The following is a 21,398-nucleotide window of genomic DNA, read 5'->3' on the forward strand; positions in this document are numbered from 1 at the left end:
TTAATACTATTGATTTTTAATCCGATGATGCCATATCTATACCTTAACCTTTAAAAAGAATCCACTATGTCAAAAAACACCTCTGCATCCGAAAAAGCAGCTTTTAGCAGCTTATTACCTGTTTTTGCTTTTATAAAACCTTACAAATGGATGGTAGTAGCTGCGCTAGCCGCGCTATTGGTCACTGCGGGGGTTAACTTATCACTAGGTCAGGGGGTTAAGTTTGTTATTGATCATGGGTTTATTGCAGGCTCCAAAGATCAATTACAACAAGCTGTACTGGTACTCATTGGCTTAATCAGCTTATTAGCGATCGGTACCTTTAGCCGTTTTTATTTAATGTCGTGGATTGGCGAACGAGTCAGTAACGATATTCGAAAAGCCGTGTTTAATCGTATTGTTACGCTACACCCTAGCTACTTTGAAGAAAACCGCAGTGGCGAACTTATGTCGCGTTTAACCACCGACACCACATTACTGCAATCAATTATCGGCTCATCATTTTCTATGGCACTGCGCAGTGTACTTATGTTGATTGGTGGCTTAGCTATGCTGTTGTTTACTAATTTAAAACTTACTTTAGTGGTTGTAGCCTGTGTACCGCTGGTACTTGTTCCTATGATGATATTTGGTCGCAAGGTACGTAAACTAGCAAGCTCTAGCCAAGATGCCATTGCCGACATAAGTACCTATGCCGGAGAAATCATACAAAATATTAAAGTAGTGCAAAGCTATAGCCACGAAGCACAAGAACAACATGCCTTTGCGCTTGAGACCGAAAAAGCCTTTAACGTTGCTAAAAAACGTATTAAGCAACGTTCATTTTTAATAGCCGTGGTGATTTTTTTAACCTTTAGTGCTATTAGCGCTATGTTATGGGTAGGTGGTAACGACGTACTTGCAGGCACCATGAGCGGCGGCGAGTTAGGTGCGTTTGTGTTTTACGCTATTATGGTTGCAATGTCGGTGGCAACCGTTGCTGAAGTATATGGTGAACTACAACGTGCAGCTGGTGCTGCGGCAAGGTTACTTGAGTTACTTGCTGTTAAAAGTGAGATAGAAAACCCGCTAGATCCACAAGACGATAGCTTACTGCAAGATAGTAACAGCCCTGCTATTACGCTTGAAAATATAAGCTTTAACTACCCCTCTCGCCCAGACGTAAGCGCGCTAAATAAAATAAGCCTAAATATAAATCAAGGCCAAACCGTGGCAATTGTTGGCCCTTCTGGCGCAGGTAAAACAACGTTATTTGAATTACTACAACGCTTTTACGATCCGGCTAGCGGAGCCATTAAATTTAAAGATGTAAACATTAAAGATTTATCGCTTAATACTCTGCGTAATAAAATGGGCATGGTAGCGCAAAACCCTATTTTATTTAGCTCCGACGTAATGCATAACATCCGCTACGGCAACCCAAGTGCAACCGATGAGCAAGTATATGCCGCAGCAAAGTATGCGCATGCCGATGAATTTATCAAACAGCTACCGCAAGGTTATAACAGCTTTTTAGGTGAGCAGGGTGTGAGGTTATCGGGTGGGCAAAAGCAGCGTATTGTACTGGCACGCGCTATATTAAAAGACCCTGAAATACTCCTTCTTGATGAAGCCACCAGCGCGCTGGATGCGCAAAGCGAACACCATGTACAAGCTGCACTTGAGCATTTAATGCAAAACAGAACAACGTTAATAATTGCCCATAGGCTGGCAACGGTAAAACATGCCGATGTAATTGTAGTAATGGAAAATGGGGAAATCATAGCAACGGGTACTCACCAAGAGTTGTTAGCAAGTAACCCGTTGTATCAAAAACTGTGTGAATTACAGTTTAATAAGGATTAGGGTCTGTTGACCTTTCAAGGTTGAATTTGCAAGGTTCAAGAACCCTAACCTTCAGTATTTGGCACTATCTGAATTTCTACGCGACGGTTTTGAGCACGGCCATTTGCATTATCATTAGTTGCAATTGGGCGTGTTTTGCCATAGCCCATAGTGCTAACACGTGTAGCCATAATTTGTTGGTTCACTAAGTAGTCTTTCACACTTTGTGCGCGTTCACGCGATAGGTTCATGTTGAAGCTATCTTTACCCGTACTGTCGGTATGACCTTCTACACTTAAGTAGGTTTTTTCGTACTTGTTCATTACTTTAGCAATCGCATCTAACGTATCGTTAAAGCCTGATGAAATATAAGATTGAGCAGTCGCAAACGTAATGTTTGATGGCATTACTAAACGTAAATTATCACCCTCTCGTACTACTTCAACACCTGAACCTGCTAACTCATCACGAAATGCTTCTTCTTGCTTATCCATGTAGTCGCCAACAGCAGCGCCCGCCAGTGCACCAATAGCTGCACCAATAAAAATACGTTTATCTTTATGATTACCCGTAGCCTTACCTAATACACCTCCGGCTGCGGCGCCTATAGCGGCTCCTTTACCTGTGTTATTCATTTCACAACCAGAAAGTAATACAGCTACTACGGTTACGCTTAAAAGTGATTTAGTTAAAGTCATGGTGATACCCTATTCATTAAGAATTTAGCAAGAGTATGCAAATACATGTATGAACAAACTATGAAGAGAGTGTTAAAAGCAACGCATCTTGCTTGATTGTTAAACAGACCTCAAACTAATGTGCCATTTTAATAAAAATGTCATACTCCCCTGTGACAATTTAATGAACTTTACAAAGGATATTGGCGCAATGTTAATTGCTATTTTTAGACAGTTTTTTTTATTAGGGTGTATGAGCTTTGGCGGCCCTGCTGCGCATTTAGGTTATTTTAAACGCCACTTTGTAGACTCGTTAAATTGGCTTACTAACACGCGTTACGCACAACTTATTAGCTTAAGCCAAGCCCTACCAGGTCCTGGCTCTAGCCAAGTTAGTTTTGCAATTGGCGTTGAGCGTGCTGGTGTACTGGGTGGTATAGCTGCATTTGTAGGCTTTACTCTGCCTTCGTTTTTAATAATGGTGCTACTTGCGGTTAGTGCTCATCAGTTTGACGCTATTTACTTTGCTATTATTGCAGGTTTAAAGTTATTTGCCGTTGTTATAGTTGCTGATGCAACGCTTAGTATGGCTAAAAGCTTTTGTACAAGTACCGTACTTAAGCTACTTGCTGTAATGAGTACACTTGCTTTGGTGTTATTACCAATGCTAGGCACTCAAATCGCTATTTTAATAATTGCTACAGCAATAGGTGCTATATGGCCTTTATTAAAACTTGGTACAGCCACGGAAGATATTAGTAGCAAAAAAAGTAATATTAACTGGATTGCTCTGGGATTATTTGCGCTTCTACTTGGTGTTAGCTTTATTCCGCTTGGTCAAGAGTTTGCTTTATTTGCGCCTTTTTACCAAGCAGGTGCAATGGTGTTTGGCGGCGGACACGTAGTACTACCCGTACTTCAAGCTGGCGTACCAGCATTGAGTGATGATCAGTTTTTAAGTGCTTACGCGAGTGCACAAGCAGTGCCTGGGCCTATGTTTACTATTGCTACTTACTTAGGCGCACAACTTACTACAGAACAACCTTTAGTGGGTGCTCTTATAGCTACACTGCTTATATTTATGCCTGGTTTTTTACTTATTTTGGCATTTCAGAAGAGCTGGATTAACTTGGCAAGTAAGCCACGTTTTGCAAGCTCAATAGCGGCGCTTAATGCCGCGGTAGTAGGTTTTTTAGCGGCTGCACTGTATTCGCCAATTTGGACATCAGCGGTGCATAACCTTTGGCAAGTTGCGTTAGTAATAATTACATTTACATGGCTGCGATTTAAAAAGCCACCTATTTGGTGGCTCTTAGCTTTATTTATTGCTGTGGGTCTTTTACAACACTATTTGCCATCACTCTAAATGTTGGCTTATCTGTTTGTTGCTCGTTAGGTGGGCTTAATTGTCCACTTACACTTTGATATGCTCTAAGCCCAAACACGGGTAATACCGCAAGCAAATGGTCCATTATTTCGGCTTGTAAATGCTCGTACGAAATCCAGCGTTTGTCTTCACTAAAGCAATAAAACTCAATAGGTAAACCATGGTTTAGTGGTTGTAGCTCTCGTACCATTAACGTAAGCGACGTATTAATTTTACTGTGCTGTTTTAAATAGCCTTCAGCATAGCGACGAAATAGCCCTAAATTAGAAACCTGAGCAGGTAATGTCGTCACTCGAATATAGTCGTGCAGCGGAATAGCCGCATCAATTTGTTTTCTAAACTCATCACCCACTAAACAAATACTGTGCATATCAATATTGAGTGAGCGTTTAATACGTCTACCGCCCGACTCTTGCATCCCGCGCCAGTTTTTAAATGAACCCGCTACCAGCATATAAGTTGGAATAGTTGTTATAGTGTTATCCCAGTTACGTACCTTTACAGTGTTTAAACCCAAATCAATTACTTCGCCATCGGCGCCGTAATTTTCTACTTGAATCCAATCACCATAGGTTACTAGGCGATTTGCTGCTATTTGAATACTGGCTACAAAGCCTAAAATAGTGTCTTTAAATACTAATAACGTAACAGCAGCAATAGCACCAAAGCCAGAGAGAATATAAGTAGGTGACTTCTCAAGAAAAATGCTCACAATTAAAATTGCACACACAATAAAGGTTATTAGCTTAACAACCTGAATTAAGCCCTGAATAGGGACTTCGCGTGCAAACTCTAACTGGTTATAAATAGTACCCGCAATGCTCACAATACTACTAAAAATAAAACCAGCATAAATAATAAGCAAAGCTTGTCCTATTGTTTTTAGTATTTCTCCTGCAATTTCATTAACTGGGTATACGCTATCAAACGTAGCTAAAAACAATACGCAGCACAGCATTCCGGCAATACGTTTATTTAGCTTATTAAGCATAGGAGAAAGCGCACCAATTCGCTCAGGAGAAAGCCTCGTCACTATTTTTTGAATGCCAGGTAACATTAATCTACGAGTAAATAAGTAAACAATTAATAAAGAGAATATTCCTATTGAGACTGCGGTAATTGAGCTAAGAAAATCCGCGTCGGGTACTTTTTCAAACCAAGGAGCAATTAATTCCTGAAGATGGGTGTTGGTCATAGTGTTTCAATTTCCTTACTGATTTGTGGTTCAGGTAAATCTTGTTGAGCATAAATGTCGGCAAGCTGCTGATCTTTAGCAACCCATAGCTCATTCACATAATGTTGAAAATTAACTTTAAATACGTCATCGCTTTGATAGCTGCCCTGCATATTGTCATTAATGGGCGTTACGTCTATTGAAACATAAATAGAATCTAGCTCACCTTTTAGCAAGTTACGACAAACGTGATCTGTCTTACCGCTATATACTAAACTTGTATTAAGCATGGCATCAAATTGATCGGCTAATACTTCAAGCGCAAAAGCAATGCCGCCCGCTTTGGGCTTTAATAAATGCTTAAAAGGACTTTGTTGCAGATTATGTTTGGCTGGCGTATAGCGTGTACCTTCAACAAAATTAATGATGGTAGTAGGATGATGACGAAAATTACGACAACTACGCTTCGTGCGCTCTACATCCAACCCTTTCAACTTTGGATTTTTAGCTAATTGCGCTTTGCTTACCCGTTTCATAAACGGCATACCCATAGCCCACGCACCAGTGCCAATAAAAGGCATGTATTTTAACCCGTCTTTTAAAAAGAATTTAGGGGCAGGCAATGCATGTAATGAGCTAAGTACAGTTATATCTAACCAACTCGCGTGGTTACAAATAAGTAAATACCAACTTTTTGAGTTTAAGTCGCCACTTATATCAACCACAATGTTAGGGCAACCTAACCAAAGCCCTAAACGGTTGCCGTTACACCAACCTCGGTAAGCGCTGTGCAATAAAGAATTAACAACAGGCAAAGGCAGTAATAACTTAATAAGGCCCAGTACAAATACTAGCGAGCCAAAAAGTATCATGTTAGAAAACAATACGCAGCCTACAATTAAGCCGTTAAGCCAATTTGGTAACCACTTTTTTAGCATAACTGTAAGCTCATATTTTTACCTTTTACTTATGGGTTTTTTCGAGCGATTGCAGTGTTTGCTCTTTGTTTTCCCATAAGCGGTTTAACTCGCTTTGAAAGCGAACTCTAAATTCAGAATCACCTGTGTAGTCACCAATAAGCTCTGCGCTTACTGGCCTTACTTCCACGTGTACGTTGATATTTTTTACCTTACCACCAGCAAAATCCATAAAAGTAGGAATACCATCTGGGTAATGAATGGTGACGTTAACCACTTTAGTAATTTGCTCGCCCATTGCTTGCATTACAAAAGCAATACCGCCCGCTTTTGGTTTTAATAAATGTGGGAACGGACTATTTTGGCGCTCATGCTTTTGCGTAGTAAAACGAGTGCCTTCTACAAAGTTAACCACACTTACTGGCATCTCTTTAAATTTTTCGCAGGCTTTACGTGTGGTTTCTAAATCTTTGCCACGCAGCTTTGGATTCTTTTTTAATTGGCTTTTACTCGTGCGAGTCATAAACGGAAAATCAAGCGCCCACCAACATAAACCTAAAATAGGCACGTAAATAAGCTCTTTTTTCAAAAAGAAGTTTAAAAATGGAATTTTACGATTAAACACGCGCTGTAATACTAAAATATCGACCCAGCTTTGGTGATTTGCAATTACTAGGTACCAATCTTTTAGTTTAAGGTCTTCAAGGCCAGTTACATTAAGTTTAGTTGGCGTGAATAACGCTTGATTTAAGCTATTAAAGGTAACCCAAATAGTTGCAAATTGCTTAGCTGCCCAGCTCATAAGCTTTTGTAGAGGCTTAATAGGGATAAGCTTTATAAGCCCACAAACAAAAATAGGCACAAACCAAAAAAGTGTGTTTATTGTGTAAAAAATAATACTAAATACACTGCGAATAACTGACATTACTTCCATTCCTTTAAACATTGCGCAGCCACTAATACTGCGCTTTCAGTTGCTTACAAATTAATCTTCAAAATAGGTATAGCCTTCAAGGCCTGCATTAAGCTCAGCTAAATAACCTTCTTTACACTGCGTCGATACATCAAGTTTATTAACTTGGTACGCAAAGTTGTCAGCTAAAATGGCGCTATCATAGTCAACAAACTTTAATACATCCTTAACGCTATCACCTTTTATAGCATTGGTTAACACGTAACCATCGTCGTTAAGCTCTACGTGCACCGAATCAGTGTCACCAAATAGGTTATGTAAATCACCTAAAATTTCTTGATACGCGCCTACCATAAACATAGCAATGTGGTATTGCTCGCCATGCTTATATTCTGGTATTGGTAGGCTGGTTTCGATACCAGCGCCTTCAACGTATTCACGAATCTGCCCGTCAGAATCGCAGGTAATATCTTGAATAATCGCGCGCTGAGTCAGTGGCTGAGTTAAGTTTTCGATTGGCATAACAGGAAACAACTGCTGAATACCCCATACATCAGGCAACGACTGAAATAATGAAAAGTTAACAAAGAGTTTATCAGCAAGCTTTTCGTTTAAATCGTCGAGTACTTCACGGTGCGCGCGCGCATTATTACTAAGCGATGCACGTACACGATGTAAAATAGTAAAGTAAAGCTGCTCTATTTTCGCCCACTCTAGCATGCTTACTAAGCCATGCACGTACTGATCGTGCGCTTCGCTAAATAAGTGCATAGCATCGTGATAAATCTCAAGTGCCATACGCGGGTTTAAACGCTGTAAACACTGCCACATTTCATCAAGCACTAATGCGCTATTTTCAAGCGGTGGCTCTGGATTTAAATGATTAGGCGCTTTTTCTACGTCAATTACATCGGTAATTAATACCGCATGGTGAGCAGTTAAAGCACGCCCCGACTCGGTGATAATGGCCGGATGCGTAAGGTTATGCTGATCGCACACTTCTGCAAATGCATTCACTACGTTACGCGCATACTCTTCTACGGTGTAATTCATTGAACATGCACTACGCGAGCCAGAGCCCTCGTAATCAACACCTAAGCCGCCGCCCACATCAACGGTATTTAACGGTACGTTTAATTGTGTAAGCTCAGCAAAGTGGCGTGCACATTCACGTAAAGCACGGTGAATATCACGAATATTGGCAATTTGAGAACCAATATGAAAATGCACCATTTGCATTAAGTGCAGCTTATTATGCTTTTTAAGCACTTCAACAGCACTTAGTACTTGGCCTGCTGTTAAACCAAACTTGCCTTTTTCGCCGCCCGTGTTTTGCCACTTGCCTTTGCCTACTGAGTTTAGGCGAATGCGAATACCAATAGCCGGTTCAATGCCTAGGTTGTCTATTTCTTCAAGTAGTGTGGTCAGTTCTGAAAGCTTTTCTACCACAATTTTTACGCTGTGGCCCATTGCTTGACCAATACACGCTAGGCGTAAAAACTCACTGTCTTTATAGCCGTTACACACTATTGTGATTGGCTCTTTTGCTACACCCAAAATAGCCATAAGTTCTGGCTTTGAGCCTGCTTCTAAGCCAACAAGCCCGCTTGGATGCGCTAATAGCTTACTTACTACAGAACGTTGCTGATTTACTTTAATTGGGTAAACACAGGTGTATTTTCCGTTATATTCACGATTTGCTCGCGCTTGCGTAAACGCGTTAGTAAGTGTGTCTACACGATTTTTTAAAATATCAGTAAAGCGCACTAAAACCGGCAACGTTAAACCTTGTTGCTTAAACTGCTCAGTTAATTGCGTTAAAGAAATGGCCGGTTTTGTTTGGTCGCCATCTGGGTAAGCCACCAGTTCGCCTTGTGCGTTAATATCAAAATAACCATCACTCCAATGAGCAACGTTATAAGTGGCGCGTGCTGTTTCTAAACCCCAGGTCATGGCAACTCTTCTTTAGTCAATTAGGTATAAAGGCGCATTTTAATACGTCACTATCCACTAGGCTAACAAAAATTGAACTTTCACTCACTCCTAACTAACTTTATTCGTCAAATCAGTTAAAATGTCATTGAGCAAAACGCCAAGCACTGGCAGAATTGCCCCTTTTTCATACTCAACCTAAAAAGTGTAATAGTAACTATGGCAAATTTAGATCAAAGTAAGTGGTTTACTGAAATTAGCGACCGCGATGGCAGCGCATTTTCATTACGTATTAATAAAAAGTTAGATGAAAAACAGTCTCCTTTTCAAAAGGTAGAAATGTTTGAAACCACAGACTTTGGTAATTTAATGATCATCGACGGGTGTACTATGGTAACAACCCGCGAAAACTTCTTTTATCATGAGATGATCAGCCACCCTGCACTTTTAGCGCATCCAAACCCTAAAAACGTCGTTATTATTGGCGGCGGCGACTGCGGTACTTTACGCGAAGTATTAAAACACCCAGGCGTAGAAACTGTAACGCAAATAGATATCGACGAAGTAGTAACGCAAATGTCGTTAAAATACTTCCCAGAGCTTTGTGAATCTAATAACGACGCCCGTGCAACTGTTATGTTTGACGACGGTATTAAATACATGCGCGAAGCCGCTGGCGAATCTATCGACGTAGTGATTGTTGATGGCACAGATCCGGTAGGTCCAGGTGAGGGTTTATTTAACCATGCGTTTTACACAAGCTGTTTAGATGCACTGCGCCCAGGTGGTATTTTAGTACAACAAAGTGAATCACCACTTATGCACATGCCATTATTAGTTGAAATGCGCGAAGCAATGCTAAGCGTAGGCTTTAACGATTTACAAACACTGCCATTCCCACAACCAATTTACCCAAGCGGTTTATGGTCAGTAACACTTGCACGTAAATCACAAGCATTTGACGGTTTTAGAGAAGATGCAGCTGCAAATATTGCGCAGCATAGCGAATACTACAACAACGGTATTCACCATGGTGCACTCGCTACACCTAACTACATGAAACGCGCATTCGATAAAAAATAATACCAATCTGCTTATATATAGGGTCTATTTAACGTTAAGAAAATTACGCTAGAACTAGGCAAAATTTTTTGTATCTAGTTGTTCTAAATAAAAAATTTTTAACGACGTTATAGTGCAATTTAATTCGTTAAATTGATCAAAGATTTATGCAGGTTGGTATAATCTATACCAATTTTATTAAACTAAAAAGGGAGCATTTAAATGCTCCCTTTTTTATACTTTTAAAAACGCCATTGCGCATTTAGCATGATTTGCTGCTGCGAAATTCGTTCATTAAATCCAATCGGCTCTCTATTTTTTGCAACACTTTTAAGTGCAGAACCTTCAATCCCTATTTGTAGTTTATTAGTGAGTTGGTAGCGCCATGTTGCTGTTAAACCTTCGCCATTGCTTGCATTAGGGTCAAACGCGGTTGTGTCGTTGTCAGTAACTTTAAAGTAATCGTAACGTACTGAAACTCGATGTTTGCCTTCTTTATGGCTCAGCATTAAATAATGGCTATAAAAAGCATTATCAATTAATGCGTTACTGCCCATTTCAGTTTTACCATTAAGTACCTGTGCTATTAAACGTGTTTTACTATTAAACTTATAAAGCCAAGCGGCGCTTGTAAAGCGAGTATCCCAAGCATACTGCCCTGTACTAATATTAAGTGTGGTTGGGTCGCCATTATTGTTGTAATAATAAATTCGAAATTGTGATTTTTTTAAGTAATCCCAATGTACGCCAGCGTAATAGCCAAAACGACCGTCTACTTCTTCAAACGGTAAAACCTGATTAGCCTGCCAACGTAATTCGTATGCATTTAATGCCGCTATAGGCGCAAATTTAATACTTTCGTTAAATGTAGTTTGTCTATCGTGTAATGCAAAACCACGCCACGCAAGTAAAGTACCGGCAGGATCATTGCCTTTAAATGTAGCACCTACAAAACTAAAGCTATGAGCGCTGTTAAAACGTTTTGCTGGGCGCTTAATAGTTACCTCTGCGCCAACAGTGCGTACTTCCTCGCCTATCCAGCTATTAATAGCTGAGTTTGTATAGTTATAAGGAGAAGTCCACCCTATATCAGGGTTTTCAAGCGACATAAGTGGGTAAAAGCCCCCCACGCGCATGTGCCATTTATAGTTGCTGTTAGATAGTGGCTGATACTTTATATAAGCCTGCGTAAAACCAAGGCCAACGTCAGGATCTTGATTCGCATTTAACACCCCATGAGCCGACCAACTAGATGCTAAATCAACATTAAAATCTAAAATACCTTGGGATAAAATAAGTTCGTCGCTTTTAGTATCGTGCCGATATAGCCCAAGGCCGCCCTCTTGGAAGCTACGTATATCGTCCCCCTGCACGGCTCTAATTTGTATCAAGCCTTTTACTTGTGCATACAATGCATTACTAAAACATAAAGCACCGGCTAAAAATGCCAGCCTCATTAAGCGATTAATAGTCATCAAATTCATCCGTAGCAAAGTCAATTTGCTCCGCAATTTCCTGCTTTACTTTATAAGTGATCGGGTTAGTAGCCACAGTAATAGTTTGAGATTCAACCTTACTAATATCACTAAATCCAGAATGCCAAACACTTAACGTGTATTCGCCTGCATTGGCATTTAAATCAACATTCCCGTTTTCATCAGTGATTGCAAAAATAGTACTATCTACCACCACAATATAACCTAACATCCAATCATGAATATTACAGCCAAGCTCAACAACACCCGTTTGATCAAAAGTAATGGGCGCTTTTGGGTGCTCCTTATATAGCTTTAATTCGAACGTTTTGGCTTTAGAAAATGAATAAACATGATGCATGATTGAGTCTGCATTCGGAAACTCTACCTTTGCATTTTGCGGGACAACTAAAATACGCGGCTTAAATTCTCGATTTTGCTGGGTCATCGCATAAGGTGCTTCTGGAGGAATAACGCTAGAGGGGTCTCCTGCAGTTAGCCATACAACAGCATTAGGTAATGGGTCATTATTAGCATTTTTAATTGTAATATTTGCTGCAAAAACTCCAGTACTAACACTTAGTAAAAATACATAAAGTAAGCTTTTTATCATTTTCTTGTCGCTATTATCAATTTGTTTACATTATAGACCGATTAAGCCACCAAATTCTTTCTATTTTTTAAAACATTGAATACGTATGTAAGCAGTCGTATTAATCATCAACAGTCATTATCCTTAGATGTCACCACCGACTCATCTAAGGACACACCATGAGAATACCAGCACTTGTGCTTTTAGCCTTTGCTAGTAATAGCTACGGACAAACCGTAGAGCTAAAATCGCCAGACACACAAATAACAGTAAGCATCTCTGACGAAAACAACACGCCAAGCTACGCAATAAAATTTAAAAACAAAGCGGTTATAAACAAATCTTTACTGGGGTTTGAATTTAAAACACAAGCAGCTTTTAGCGACGGCTTTAAAATTAAAAGCATTAAACAACAAAGCGTTAACTCGCAGTGGCAACAACCTTGGGGCGAACGCCAAAACGTTGTTGATGAATATAACGAAGTAGCCGTTACCTTTACAAAAAACGAGCCAAATAAAGGTACTTACACTATTCGATTTAAAGCATTTGATAGTGGTGTAGGTTTTCGATACGAAGTACCACAACAAGCCGGGTTCGAACATACAGAAATAACCAAAGAGTTAACTGAATTTGCAATAAACAATAGCCATGATGCAACAGCATGGTGGATACCTGCTCGTGGCTGGAACCGCTACGAATATGTTTACAACACTACTCCACTTAACGAAGCTCCACTAGCTCACACACCATTTACGTTTAAAACAAGTGACGGTACTCATATTAGTATTCATGAAGCCGCACTTGTTGATTACGCAGGCATGGTGCTTAATCAACGCCGCTCTGGTACGTTCACTGCCGATTTAACGCCGTGGTCAGATGGTGTTGCCGTTAAAAAACAAGGTGCTTTTAAAACACCATGGCGCACCATTCAAATAGCCGACAGCGCTGTTGGCTTAGTTAATTCAGATATAATACTAAACCTAAACGAGCCTAATAAACTCGGCGACGTGTCGTGGGTTAAGCCTGGTAAATATGTCGGTATTTGGTGGGGTATGCATATAAATACACAAACTTGGGGTAGCGGTAAAAAACACGGCGCCACTACGCAAACCACAAAATACTATATGGATTTTGCAGCGCAGTATGGTTTTGATGGCGTACTCGTTGAAGGCTGGAATATTGGTTGGGATGGCGATTGGTATTTTAATGGCGATGTATTTAACTTTACCAAACCGTACGACGACTTTGATATAGCAGCGCTTGCTCAATACGGCAAAGAAAAAGGCGTACAGCTCATTGGCCACCATGAAACATCAGGCAATGTAAGCAACTACCGTGACCAAATGGAAGATGCTTTTGCCCTTTACGAAAAATCAAACGTAAGCCAAGTAAAAACAGGTTATGTAGCCGATGGCGGAAATATAAAACGTATAGACAAAAACGGTATTGCTCGCCACGAATGGCATGACGGCCAGTTTATGGTTAACGAATACCTTTATAACGTAAAACTTGCGGCTAAGCATAAAATTAGCATTAATACTCACGAGCCAATTAAAGATACAGGCCTGCGCCGTACTTATCCAAACTGGATTGCGCGCGAAGGTGCACGCGGACAAGAGTATAATGCATGGGGTTCACCACCTAACCCACCAGAGCATGTACCAATGCTTGCTTTTACCCGCATGCTTGCAGGACCAATGGACTTTACGCCAGGTATTTTTGATATGAGCTTTAATGGTTTAGGAGGCGATACAAACCGCCCACAAACCACACTCGCCAAACAACTCGCACTTTATGTTGTTTTGTATAGCCCAATTCAAATGGCTGCCGACTTACCTAAAAACTATTTGGCTAAGCCCGATGCGTTTCAATTCATTCAAGACGTACCAACAGATTGGCAGCAAAGTATTGCTATTGATGGTGAAGTAGGCGACTTTATTGTATTCGCTCGTAAAGAACGTAAAAGCACTAAATACTCAGGAAACGATTGGTACCTAGGTGCTGTTACTGACGAAAAAGCCAGAACAATTGAGGTGAAACTCGACTTTTTAGAGCAAGGCAAAAAGTTTGAAGCACAAATTTATAAAGATGGTAAAAGCGCAGAGTGGAAAAACAATCCGTACGATATTGCTATCGAAAAACGTGTTGTAACTGCAAACGATAAACTAACGCTTAAATTAGCCACTAGTGGCGGTACAGCTATTCGTTTTAAAGCACTTTAATATAATGGGCCCCCTGCATTTGCTATGCAGGGGTTGATACCTTTATTGGCAAGTATACTTGTGCACTTAAACCGCCTTCTGGGCGGTTTTCTAGCTTTACTTTACCGTCGTGCATATCAACAATGCGTTTAATAATAGCAAGGCCTAGGCCACTGCCTTCACTTCCTCGTGCAGCATCGCCTTGTTTAAAAGGCTCAAAAACAGACTCTAGTTCGTTTTCAGGAATGCCGGGGCCATTATCGTTTACAGCGATAACTACATACTTTTTGTTTGAATTAAAGTAGCTAAGTACTTCAATATCGCCCTCAGAATAACGCAGCGCATTACCAATCATGTTGGTAATTACACGTTTAATAGCCACAGAGCTTAACGGTATATTGCCTATATTTGGATTACTTTTAAACGTAATAGTACGTTGATGCTGAAGCTCAGAATTGACAACCTCGGCAACTAAAGCATTGATATCTTCGCAACTTAGTTCTTCACGTTTATGGTGGCGTAGATACTCAATAAACTGATCAATAATCCCGTTCATGTCTTCTATATCGTAAATAATACCTTCACGAAGATAATCATCTTCATCAACCATCATTTCGGTGGCTAAACGGATACGCGTAAGCGGCGTACGTAAATCATGAGATACACCGGCCATTAGTAAACGGCGGTCGTTTTCAAGTGCAGCAATTCCGCGCGACATTTGGTTAAACGCGCGCGTTACTTCTATTACTTCTGTTGAGCCTTGTTCTTCTAACTTGGTAGAAAAGTCGCCTTTACCCACTTTCACTGCAGCTTGTTGCAGTGCTTTTAATGGTCTATTAAGGTGCCTTGCAAACAACCACCCACCCAGCACACTTAAAAAGCCAATACTTGATAAGTAAAAAGTTAAAAACTCTAAGTTGTTCTCTTTAAAGCCTTTAAGCGGTACTTTGACCCAATAACCTGGCGCTTGCGGTGCTTCAACCCAATAAATCAACGGATCAGTTTGGCTAATACGTACACGAGAATAACCACCAAGTTGCTCAGTCATGCTACGCGATAGCATAGAATATTCGCGGCTTTGCCCAAGCCCTTGGCGCATTGCTTCGCGCTGCGTCATGACTTCAATGCCGGTAATTTCAAAAAACTTTGCAGATACTTCGTCGTTTATTTCAACGCCATCTTCCCAGTCAATAAATACTGTTTTAATTTGCTTAGCAAGCATCAAGTTAACTTGCTCAATGGTTGGTTTTACAACATAAAAACTAACCGTAACATAAGACACTATTTGATTTATGAGCAGCAGAGCCGCCACTAAAAAAACAGTTTGTCCAAAAGCACTGCGCGGAAACATGCCCATAAATATTACTTTTCACCGTCGGGAACAAACACATACCCCAAACCCCAAACGGTTTGAATATATCGCGGATTGGCAGCATCTACTTCAATCATGCGGCGAAGTCTCGACACTTGCACATCAATGCTTCGCTCAAGCGCACTGTAATCGCGGCCACGCGCTAAGTTCATTAGCTTATCGCGGCTAAGTGGCTCACGTGGATGCGAAACAAGCGCTTTAAGCACTGCAAACTCACCACTGGTAAGCGATATTGTTTTATCCCCTTCACTCATTTCGCGCGTTGCCAAATTAAGCGTAAATTTACCAAAAGCGATTAAGTTTTCTTCAGCAGCAGGTGCGCCTGGCACTTCTTTTGCTCGGCGACGTAAAATAGCTTTTATGCGAGCAAGTAGCTCTCGTGGATTAAATGGTTTTGGAATGTAATCGTCAGCGCCAAGTTCAAGGCCAATAATGCGATCTACTTCGTCGCCCTTTGCAGTAAGCATAACAATAGGAATTTCATTTTCTTTTTGGCGTAGACGGCGACAAATAGATAAGCCATCCTCGCCTGGGAGCATTAAATCGAGAACCATTAAGTGAAAGTTTTCTCGCTCTAGGAGTCTATCCATTTGCTCCGAGTTTCCTGCGGTTCTAACAATAAAGCCTTGCTCTACTAAATAACGTTCAAGCAAACTGCGTAAGCGCATATCGTCATCAACAACTAATACTTTTGTGGTTTCGTGTCCCATAATCTCTTTCTTATTTTTATATCCAATTACTAGTTAATATAAATGAAAAACTTAATAATCAAAAACTAATTACTTGCTTAGATTGTTACTGAACATTTCAAAGCTTACTTACTCGTACTTTATTACATTTTACGCTCGACAAGTTTTGGCAAATTTAATAACGTGCACACCATTAGAGCTAATAAAGAATTCACCATGAAAACAAATTTAGTCACCCGCGAAGGTTACTTACAATTACAACAAGAACACGACCAACTATGGAACGTTAAACGCCCAGAAGTAACAAAAATAGTTAGCTGGGCAGCCAGCCTCGGAGATCGCTCTGAGAACGCAGACTATCAATATAACAAGCGTTTGTTACGCCAAATTGACCGTCGTGTACGCTATTTACGCAAACGCATACCTGATTTAAAAATCATCGACTACTCTCCCGTTCAAGATGGAAAAGTGTTTTTTGGTGCATGGGTCGAAATTGAAAACGAAGAAGGTGAAACTAAAAAATTCAGAATTGTCGGACCTGATGAAATTTACGACCGAAAAGATTACATATCGATAGACTCACCTATGGCGCGGGCGCTGATTAAAAAACAAGTAGATGACGATTTTGAGGTACCTACTCCTCAGGGTAAAAAACAGTGGTATGTAAACAGTATCGATTACCAAAAAAAGAAATAAAAAGTTTTGATTCAGATCATGTTAACTTTTGATTGTGTAAATTAAACCAATAAGCTATAACTGAATTATTCAAGTTGATTTGTTTAATTTGAAAGCAGTTAATTAAGGTCGTGGTTATGTCAAACATAGTACAGCGCATATTAAATAATGCCGTATTGTTTGCACTTTTAATGAGTGTAAGTTTGACGCTGCATGCCAGTAACACTGAAGTAAACCTTGATAACGCTAAACTATCTAATCACTTTATTGCTTGTGACATTCCTGACCAAGCAAACCTCGATTTTGACGTAGACTCTCACGTTAATACTATTACCTTTAGGTCGCCTCAACCACTTCCTAATGTCGTAGATTCTTTTTATAAGAGCACCAACCTAAACAGACCTTTTAGCACTGCGTACCAACGCGGACCACCTAGCTATTTAATTTAATTCATTATTTTACAACTTAATTAAATTTTATAACTACTAAGGTGACTACTATGTCTAACTTTAAAGAATTACGTACTCAAAATGTTTCTCACGGCGTTATTGCAAGCACATTTGCAGATGACCAACCATTGATTGATTTATCATCTCCAGCACTAAAAATGGTAAATAACTTTACTCAAAAAACGCCCATTCGTGCAGAGCATACAACAACGATTACAGATGCACTTAAACAAGTTAGTGCACAACAATCTGATTTTGTTTTAGTAACCGACGAGAACCAAAAATTGATTGGTCTTGTTTCTAGCGCCGATTTACAAAGCTCTAAAATTACTATTATTGCAGAGCGTTTAAATACCCCACGAAGTGAAGTAAGCTTGCGCGATATTATGACGCCAATTAGCCGACTTACAGGTGTAAGCATGCAAAGTTTAAGCTATGCATGTATTGGTGATGCGCTGCAAACAATGGAGCATCAAGGTGTAATGTTTTTATTAGTAACAACAGCAAGTAGCGAAATTTGTGGTTTAATTTCAGCTCGCCAAATAGCTAAAACATTACATATTCCACTACATATTAGCCCTATTGCTCACTCTTTCAGTGAAGTATTAGAAAACATTGAGCATCCTCACTAGGGCGCTCTTTTAGTTGAATTGATTTACTCCCCTCCCAACCATCTTAAAGCAAGTGAAATAGCTTGCTTTAAGAGCTTTTTATTACTACCTCCTGTGATATTATTCAAGCAATTAACGGCGCCAGTAACACGCTTCTGGTCTTATTTTATTGTATAAAAAGGTTTTTGCATGAGCGATATCTCTGCACGTTTAGCCGGTGAGTTAAACGCACAGCAGCAACAAGTTGTTGCAGCTACAAAATTACTTGATGAAGGCGCAACTGTTCCTTTTATTGCCCGCTACAGAAAAGAAGTTACCGGCGGCCTAGACGACACCCAATTACGCCTTTTAGAGCAGCGTTTATCGTATTTACGTGAACTAGAAGAGCGCCGTAGTTTTATTTTATCGACCATCGAATCGCAAAATAAATTAACGCCAGAGCTAAGTGCCGATATAACTAATGCACAAAGTAAAACTGAACTTGAAGATTTATACCTACCTTATAAAGCTAAGCGCCGTACTAAAGGCCAAATAGCAATTGAAGCTGGTTTAGAACCACTTGCAGATGCACTATTTAAAGATGCTAACCTTGACCCAGAGCAACAAGCAGAGCAGTTTGTAAATGCTGAAAAAGGTTTCGCAGATACAAAAGCGGTACTCGAAGGCGCTAAATTTATCTTGATGGAGCGCTTTGCTGAAGACGCAAAATTACTTGCTAAATTTAGAAGCCACATAAGCCAAAACGGCGCAATTGAAAGCACTGTAATTAAAGGCCAAGAGCAAGCGGGTGCAAAATACCGTGACTACTTCGAGCATCAAGAACTTCTCAAAAAAGTACCTTCTCACCGTGCGCTTGCTATGCTTAGAGCCCGAAATGAAGGTGTACTTCAGTTAAATGTTAATCCAGAGCCTAGCGCTGAAAATTCAGCGCAACTATGTGCCAACATGATTGCTGACCATTACCGTTTAGATATTAAATATAAAGCGGCAAGTCCTTGGCTATTAAACGTTGTGCAATGGGCGTGGAAAATTAAGTTAGGATTACACCTAGAGAATGAATTTTTTGCAGCAATGCGCGAAAAAGCAGAAGCTGGTGCAATCGACGTATTTGCTAAAAACTTAAAAGATTTATTAATGGCAGCACCTGCAGGCCCCCGTACTACTTTAGGTCTTGATCCAGGCCTTCGTACTGGCTGTAAGATTGCCGTTGTTGATAGCACAGGTAAATTACTAGCTACACAAACTATTTTCCCTCATGCACCACAAAATCATTGGGATAAATCAGTGCGTACGTTAGAGCAACTTTGTCGTCAGCATAAAGTTGAGCTAATTGCGATTGGTAACGGTACTGCATCACGCGAATCAGATAAGTTGGTTGCTGAGCTTATAAAAGCAAACAGCGAACTTAAGCTTAGTAAAATTATGGTTAGCGAAGCGGGTGCATCGGTTTACTCAGCTTCTGAATTTGCAGCTAATGAATTCCCAGATTTAGATGTTTCTATACGAGGGGCTGTCTCTATTGCGCGCCGCCTTCAAGATCCTCTTGCTGAACTTGTTAAAATTGAGCCAAAATCAATTGGTGTTGGCCAATACCAACACGATGTATCGCAAAGCCAATTAGGCCAAAGCCTTATTTCAGTAGTTGAAGACTGTGTAAACTCAGTAGGCGTAGATTTAAACATGGCATCGGTACCGCTACTTACACGCGTATCTGGTTTGAACAAAACATTAGCGCAAAATATCGTTAATTATCGCGATGCTAACGGCACATTTACTAAACGTAGTGAGCTTAAAAAGGTTGAGCGTTTAGGGCCAAAAGCATTTGAACAAGCGGCTGGTTTTTTACGTATTAACAATGGTAGCGATCCTCTAGATAACTCATCAGTTCACCCTGAAGCTTATCCTGTTGTTAAACGTATTTGTGAACGCAATAGCGTAGATGTCAGTAACCTAATTGGTAACAGCGACTTTTTAACTAAACTTGCTGCTAACGATTACACTGACGAAAAATTTGGCTTACCAACCGTTACCGACATTATTACTGAGCTTGATAAACCAGGTCGAGATCCTCGCCCTGAATTTAAAACAGCTGAGTTTAAAGCCGGTGTTGAAAAAATTAGTGACCTAAAACCAGGTATGATTTTAGAAGGCGTGGTTTCAAACGTTGCTAATTTTGGTGCGTTTGTTGATGTAGGTGTTCACCAAGATGGTTTAGTGCATATTTCAGCAATCACGAATAAATTTATATCAGATCCGCGTGAAGTTGTTAAAGCTGGTGATATTGTAAAGGTTAAAGTTGTTGAAGTAGACGCTGCACGTAAACGTATAAGCTTTACTATGCGCTTAGATGACGACATTGACACAAGTAATAAGTCAGCAGCGCCAGCTACGCAAAAGCCACAAACACGTGCTAATAATTCGCAACCTCGCGCTGCAAAGCCTAAACGTGACAATGGCAATGCGTTAATGGGTAATGCATTTGCCGATGCGTTCGCTAATGCTAAAGTGAAAAAATAATACTTGTACAGCTAAGCTAAAACGAAAAAAACCGCGTAAGCGGTTTTTTTGTGGTTACGTTTTACTAAATTATTAACTTAACGCTGAAAAACTACTTTGTCTCGCTGGCGATGTAGCCATTTGATAAAAGTTAGCAATACGCCCCGCCCGTGCCTCAACATCGGCATCACGTGTTTGCTCGTCACTTTTAGCTGTTTTTGTATCGCTGCTTTCATCGCTAGAGAATGACGCTTCAAGTTTACTTTTTGCGTCTTCGTCGTCTTCTTTTTCAGGTTGTGCAAGCTCGGCCTGAGCCGCTGCTAGCTTTTGCGTAGCATCTGCAGCAATAGAGCGATCAGCTCCCGAAGGCTCTGCAGGCGCTAATGCGGCAGCGCGTACCGTTTGCATTTTGTCTATAGTCGCTTGCGGGTCACCCGGAATTTCTGACACATCTATTTGTACTTCTCCGCCAACTGCGTAGTTAGTACCATCTGGGCCACGTTGATACTCATAGCTTGGCGAGCCAGCATGTTGCCCACCTACAGAAGCGTGCGCTTGCTCGTGTATTCGTACTTCAGTATCTCGTGCTTTTAGCTCTGTAATTTGTTGTTGTTCTTGTTCTAATTGCAGCTCTTCTTGCTCAGATTCTTTTTTCTCAATTGCTTCACTTTCTTCCTCAGAGCCCTCAGGGTTTTCTGAGTTTCCATCGCGCTGCTGAACTGACTTTTCGTCTGCTATTTTTCCCGTTGCGTTATACGTCGCACCATCGCTACTGCCTGGTAATTTTGCTTTTTCAGAATCACTTTGCGCTTTGGTTTCTGTATTGCTTGCGCTACTAGATGCGGGAGCAGGAATAACTTCGCGTAGTTGGTTGTCACGCCGTGCAGTTTCCGTATAAACATTTGCAGTGTTTATATTAATAGATGGAAATGGCGTGACAATATTCATAATA

18 protein-coding genes are annotated in these 21,398 nt (G+C 40.4%); 8 read left to right on the forward strand and 10 right to left on the reverse strand.

The genetic code is table 11. From position 1 onward, the window contains the following. The first annotated feature begins 66 nt into the window (after positions 1-66). Positions 67-1,845 (forward strand): ABC transporter transmembrane domain-containing protein, encoded by a 1,779-nt coding sequence (locus I6F40_RS17720; RefSeq protein WP_197193274.1) that lies wholly within the window; start codon positions 67-69, stop codon positions 1,843-1,845. 44 nt (positions 1,846-1,889) lie between these two features. On the opposite strand, the gene I6F40_RS17725 is transcribed toward I6F40_RS17720, so the two are convergent. Beyond that, entirely contained in the window at positions 1,890-2,522 is a 633-nt protein-coding gene (locus tag I6F40_RS17725; RefSeq protein WP_197193275.1) for an OmpA family protein, read from the reverse strand. Positions 2,523-2,712: 190 nt separating this feature from the next. Between I6F40_RS17725 and chrA the strand changes: the two genes are divergently transcribed. After that, complete coding sequence (gene chrA / locus I6F40_RS17730; RefSeq protein WP_197193285.1) at positions 2,713-3,867, forward strand: chromate efflux transporter; 1,155 nt, start codon at positions 2,713-2,715, stop codon at positions 3,865-3,867. Here the strand turns inward: chrA and I6F40_RS17735 are convergent. The 4 genes from I6F40_RS17735 to speA are packed head-to-tail and all read right to left on the reverse strand — an operon-like array spanning position 3,824 to position 8,845. Continuing rightward, the gene (locus I6F40_RS17735; protein WP_101163384.1) at positions 3,824-5,083 is read right to left on the reverse strand and encodes a mechanosensitive ion channel family protein; all 1,260 of its coding nucleotides are present in this window, start codon (positions 5,081-5,083) and stop codon (positions 3,824-3,826) included. The two genes, chrA and I6F40_RS17735, sit on opposite strands and share 44 nt — an antisense overlap. Next, positions 5,080-6,000: an acetyltransferase gene (locus tag I6F40_RS17740; protein WP_197193276.1), complete on the reverse strand. Its 921-nt coding sequence runs from the start codon at positions 5,998-6,000 to the stop codon at positions 5,080-5,082. The genes I6F40_RS17735 and I6F40_RS17740 overlap by 4 nt, the downstream gene beginning before the upstream one ends. 25 nt (positions 6,001-6,025) lie before the next feature. Continuing rightward, on the reverse strand, positions 6,026-6,904 hold the full coding sequence (locus I6F40_RS17745; protein WP_010554936.1) for an acyltransferase: 879 nt from the start codon (positions 6,902-6,904) through the stop codon (positions 6,026-6,028). A gap of 60 nt (positions 6,905-6,964) precedes the next feature. Next, complete coding sequence (gene speA / locus I6F40_RS17750; protein WP_007584591.1) at positions 6,965-8,845, reverse strand: biosynthetic arginine decarboxylase; 1,881 nt, start codon at positions 8,843-8,845, stop codon at positions 6,965-6,967. Between the two features lie 198 nt (positions 8,846-9,043). On the opposite strand from speA, the gene speE reads away from it, so the two are divergent. Then, a complete protein-coding gene (gene speE, locus I6F40_RS17755) occupies positions 9,044-9,907 on the forward strand; it encodes a polyamine aminopropyltransferase (RefSeq protein WP_007584590.1) in 864 nt (287 codons plus the stop codon). A gap of 221 nt (positions 9,908-10,128) precedes the next feature. Here the strand turns inward: speE and I6F40_RS17760 are convergent, their stop codons facing one another. Then, on the reverse strand, positions 10,129-11,361 hold the full coding sequence (locus tag I6F40_RS17760; RefSeq protein ID WP_197193277.1) for a hypothetical protein: 1,233 nt from the start codon (positions 11,359-11,361) through the stop codon (positions 10,129-10,131). After that, the gene (locus tag I6F40_RS17765; protein ID WP_007584982.1) at positions 11,351-11,974 is read right to left on the reverse strand and encodes a hypothetical protein; all 624 of its coding nucleotides are present in this window, start codon (positions 11,972-11,974) and stop codon (positions 11,351-11,353) included. The genes I6F40_RS17760 and I6F40_RS17765 overlap by 11 nt, the downstream gene beginning before the upstream one ends. A 158-nt stretch (positions 11,975-12,132) precedes the next feature. On the opposite strand from I6F40_RS17765, the gene I6F40_RS17770 reads away from it, so the two are divergent. Continuing rightward, positions 12,133-14,175: a glycoside hydrolase family 97 protein gene (locus tag I6F40_RS17770; RefSeq protein WP_197193278.1), complete on the forward strand. Its 2,043-nt coding sequence runs from the start codon at positions 12,133-12,135 to the stop codon at positions 14,173-14,175. Positions 14,176-14,197: 22 nt separating this feature from the next. On the opposite strand, the gene envZ is transcribed toward I6F40_RS17770, so the two are convergent. Together envZ and ompR are read right to left on the reverse strand one after the other, a co-directional pair. Then, entirely contained in the window at positions 14,198-15,511 is a 1,314-nt protein-coding gene (gene envZ, locus I6F40_RS17775; RefSeq protein ID WP_007584979.1) for a two-component system sensor histidine kinase EnvZ, read from the reverse strand. A gap of 5 nt (positions 15,512-15,516) precedes the next feature. Further along, positions 15,517-16,236, reverse strand: coding sequence for an osmolarity response regulator transcription factor OmpR (gene ompR / locus I6F40_RS17780; RefSeq protein ID WP_002959552.1), 720 nt, complete (start codon positions 16,234-16,236; stop codon positions 15,517-15,519). Between the two features lie 195 nt (positions 16,237-16,431). Here ompR and greB point away from each other — a divergent pair, with 195 nt between their 5' ends. The 4 genes from greB (at position 16,432) to I6F40_RS17800 (ending at position 20,467) form a co-directional block, all read left to right on the forward strand. Beyond that, entirely contained in the window at positions 16,432-16,911 is a 480-nt protein-coding gene (gene greB / locus I6F40_RS17785; protein ID WP_007584978.1) for a transcription elongation factor GreB, read from the forward strand. Between the two features lie 116 nt (positions 16,912-17,027). Next, the gene (locus I6F40_RS17790; protein WP_007584977.1) at positions 17,028-17,339 is read left to right on the forward strand and encodes a hypothetical protein; all 312 of its coding nucleotides are present in this window, start codon (positions 17,028-17,030) and stop codon (positions 17,337-17,339) included. 50 nt (positions 17,340-17,389) lie between these two features. Continuing rightward, positions 17,390-17,971 (forward strand): CBS domain-containing protein, encoded by a 582-nt coding sequence (locus I6F40_RS17795; RefSeq protein ID WP_024594284.1) that lies wholly within the window; start codon positions 17,390-17,392, stop codon positions 17,969-17,971. Positions 17,972-18,139: 168 nt separating this feature from the next. Further along, on the forward strand, positions 18,140-20,467 hold the full coding sequence (locus tag I6F40_RS17800; RefSeq protein ID WP_197193279.1) for a Tex family protein: 2,328 nt from the start codon (positions 18,140-18,142) through the stop codon (positions 20,465-20,467). A gap of 72 nt (positions 20,468-20,539) precedes the next feature. Here I6F40_RS17800 and I6F40_RS17805 read toward each other — a convergent pair whose 3' ends face one another. Beyond that, complete coding sequence (locus I6F40_RS17805; protein ID WP_165722793.1) at positions 20,540-21,394, reverse strand: putative metalloprotease CJM1_0395 family protein; 855 nt, start codon at positions 21,392-21,394, stop codon at positions 20,540-20,542. Between the last annotated feature and the right edge of the window lie 4 nt (positions 21,395-21,398).

Source organism: Pseudoalteromonas sp. SWXJ133 (assembly GCF_015864365.1).
Lineage (GTDB): Bacteria > Pseudomonadota > Gammaproteobacteria > Enterobacterales > Alteromonadaceae > Pseudoalteromonas > Pseudoalteromonas arctica.

Excerpts from the sequence above, each read along its gene's own strand:
- I6F40_RS17720 (WP_197193274.1), top strand. The coding sequence starts at position 67 with ATGTCAAAAAACACCTCTGCATCCGAAAAAGCAGCTTTTAGCAGCTTA.
- I6F40_RS17725 (WP_197193275.1), bottom strand. The coding sequence starts at position 2,522 with ATGACTTTAACTAAATCACTTTTAAGCGTAACCGTAGTAGCTGTATTA.
- chrA (WP_197193285.1), top strand. The coding sequence starts at position 2,713 with ATGTTAATTGCTATTTTTAGACAGTTTTTTTTATTAGGGTGTATGAGC.
- I6F40_RS17735 (WP_101163384.1), bottom strand. The coding sequence starts at position 5,083 with ATGACCAACACCCATCTTCAGGAATTAATTGCTCCTTGGTTTGAAAAA.
- I6F40_RS17740 (WP_197193276.1), bottom strand. The coding sequence starts at position 6,000 with ATGCTAAAAAAGTGGTTACCAAATTGGCTTAACGGCTTAATTGTAGGC.
- I6F40_RS17745 (WP_010554936.1), bottom strand. The coding sequence starts at position 6,904 with ATGTCAGTTATTCGCAGTGTATTTAGTATTATTTTTTACACAATAAAC.
- speA (WP_007584591.1), bottom strand. The coding sequence starts at position 8,845 with ATGACCTGGGGTTTAGAAACAGCACGCGCCACTTATAACGTTGCTCAT.
- speE (WP_007584590.1), top strand. The coding sequence starts at position 9,044 with ATGGCAAATTTAGATCAAAGTAAGTGGTTTACTGAAATTAGCGACCGC.
- I6F40_RS17760 (WP_197193277.1), bottom strand. The coding sequence starts at position 11,361 with ATGACTATTAATCGCTTAATGAGGCTGGCATTTTTAGCCGGTGCTTTA.
- I6F40_RS17765 (WP_007584982.1), bottom strand. The coding sequence starts at position 11,974 with ATGATAAAAAGCTTACTTTATGTATTTTTACTAAGTGTTAGTACTGGA.
- I6F40_RS17770 (WP_197193278.1), top strand. The coding sequence starts at position 12,133 with ATGAGAATACCAGCACTTGTGCTTTTAGCCTTTGCTAGTAATAGCTAC.
- envZ (WP_007584979.1), bottom strand. The coding sequence starts at position 15,511 with ATGGGCATGTTTCCGCGCAGTGCTTTTGGACAAACTGTTTTTTTAGTG.
- ompR (WP_002959552.1), bottom strand. The coding sequence starts at position 16,236 with ATGGGACACGAAACCACAAAAGTATTAGTTGTTGATGACGATATGCGC.
- greB (WP_007584978.1), top strand. The coding sequence starts at position 16,432 with ATGAAAACAAATTTAGTCACCCGCGAAGGTTACTTACAATTACAACAA.
- I6F40_RS17790 (WP_007584977.1), top strand. The coding sequence starts at position 17,028 with ATGTCAAACATAGTACAGCGCATATTAAATAATGCCGTATTGTTTGCA.
- I6F40_RS17795 (WP_024594284.1), top strand. The coding sequence starts at position 17,390 with ATGTCTAACTTTAAAGAATTACGTACTCAAAATGTTTCTCACGGCGTT.
- I6F40_RS17800 (WP_197193279.1), top strand. The coding sequence starts at position 18,140 with ATGAGCGATATCTCTGCACGTTTAGCCGGTGAGTTAAACGCACAGCAG.
- I6F40_RS17805 (WP_165722793.1), bottom strand. The coding sequence starts at position 21,394 with ATGAATATTGTCACGCCATTTCCATCTATTAATATAAACACTGCAAAT.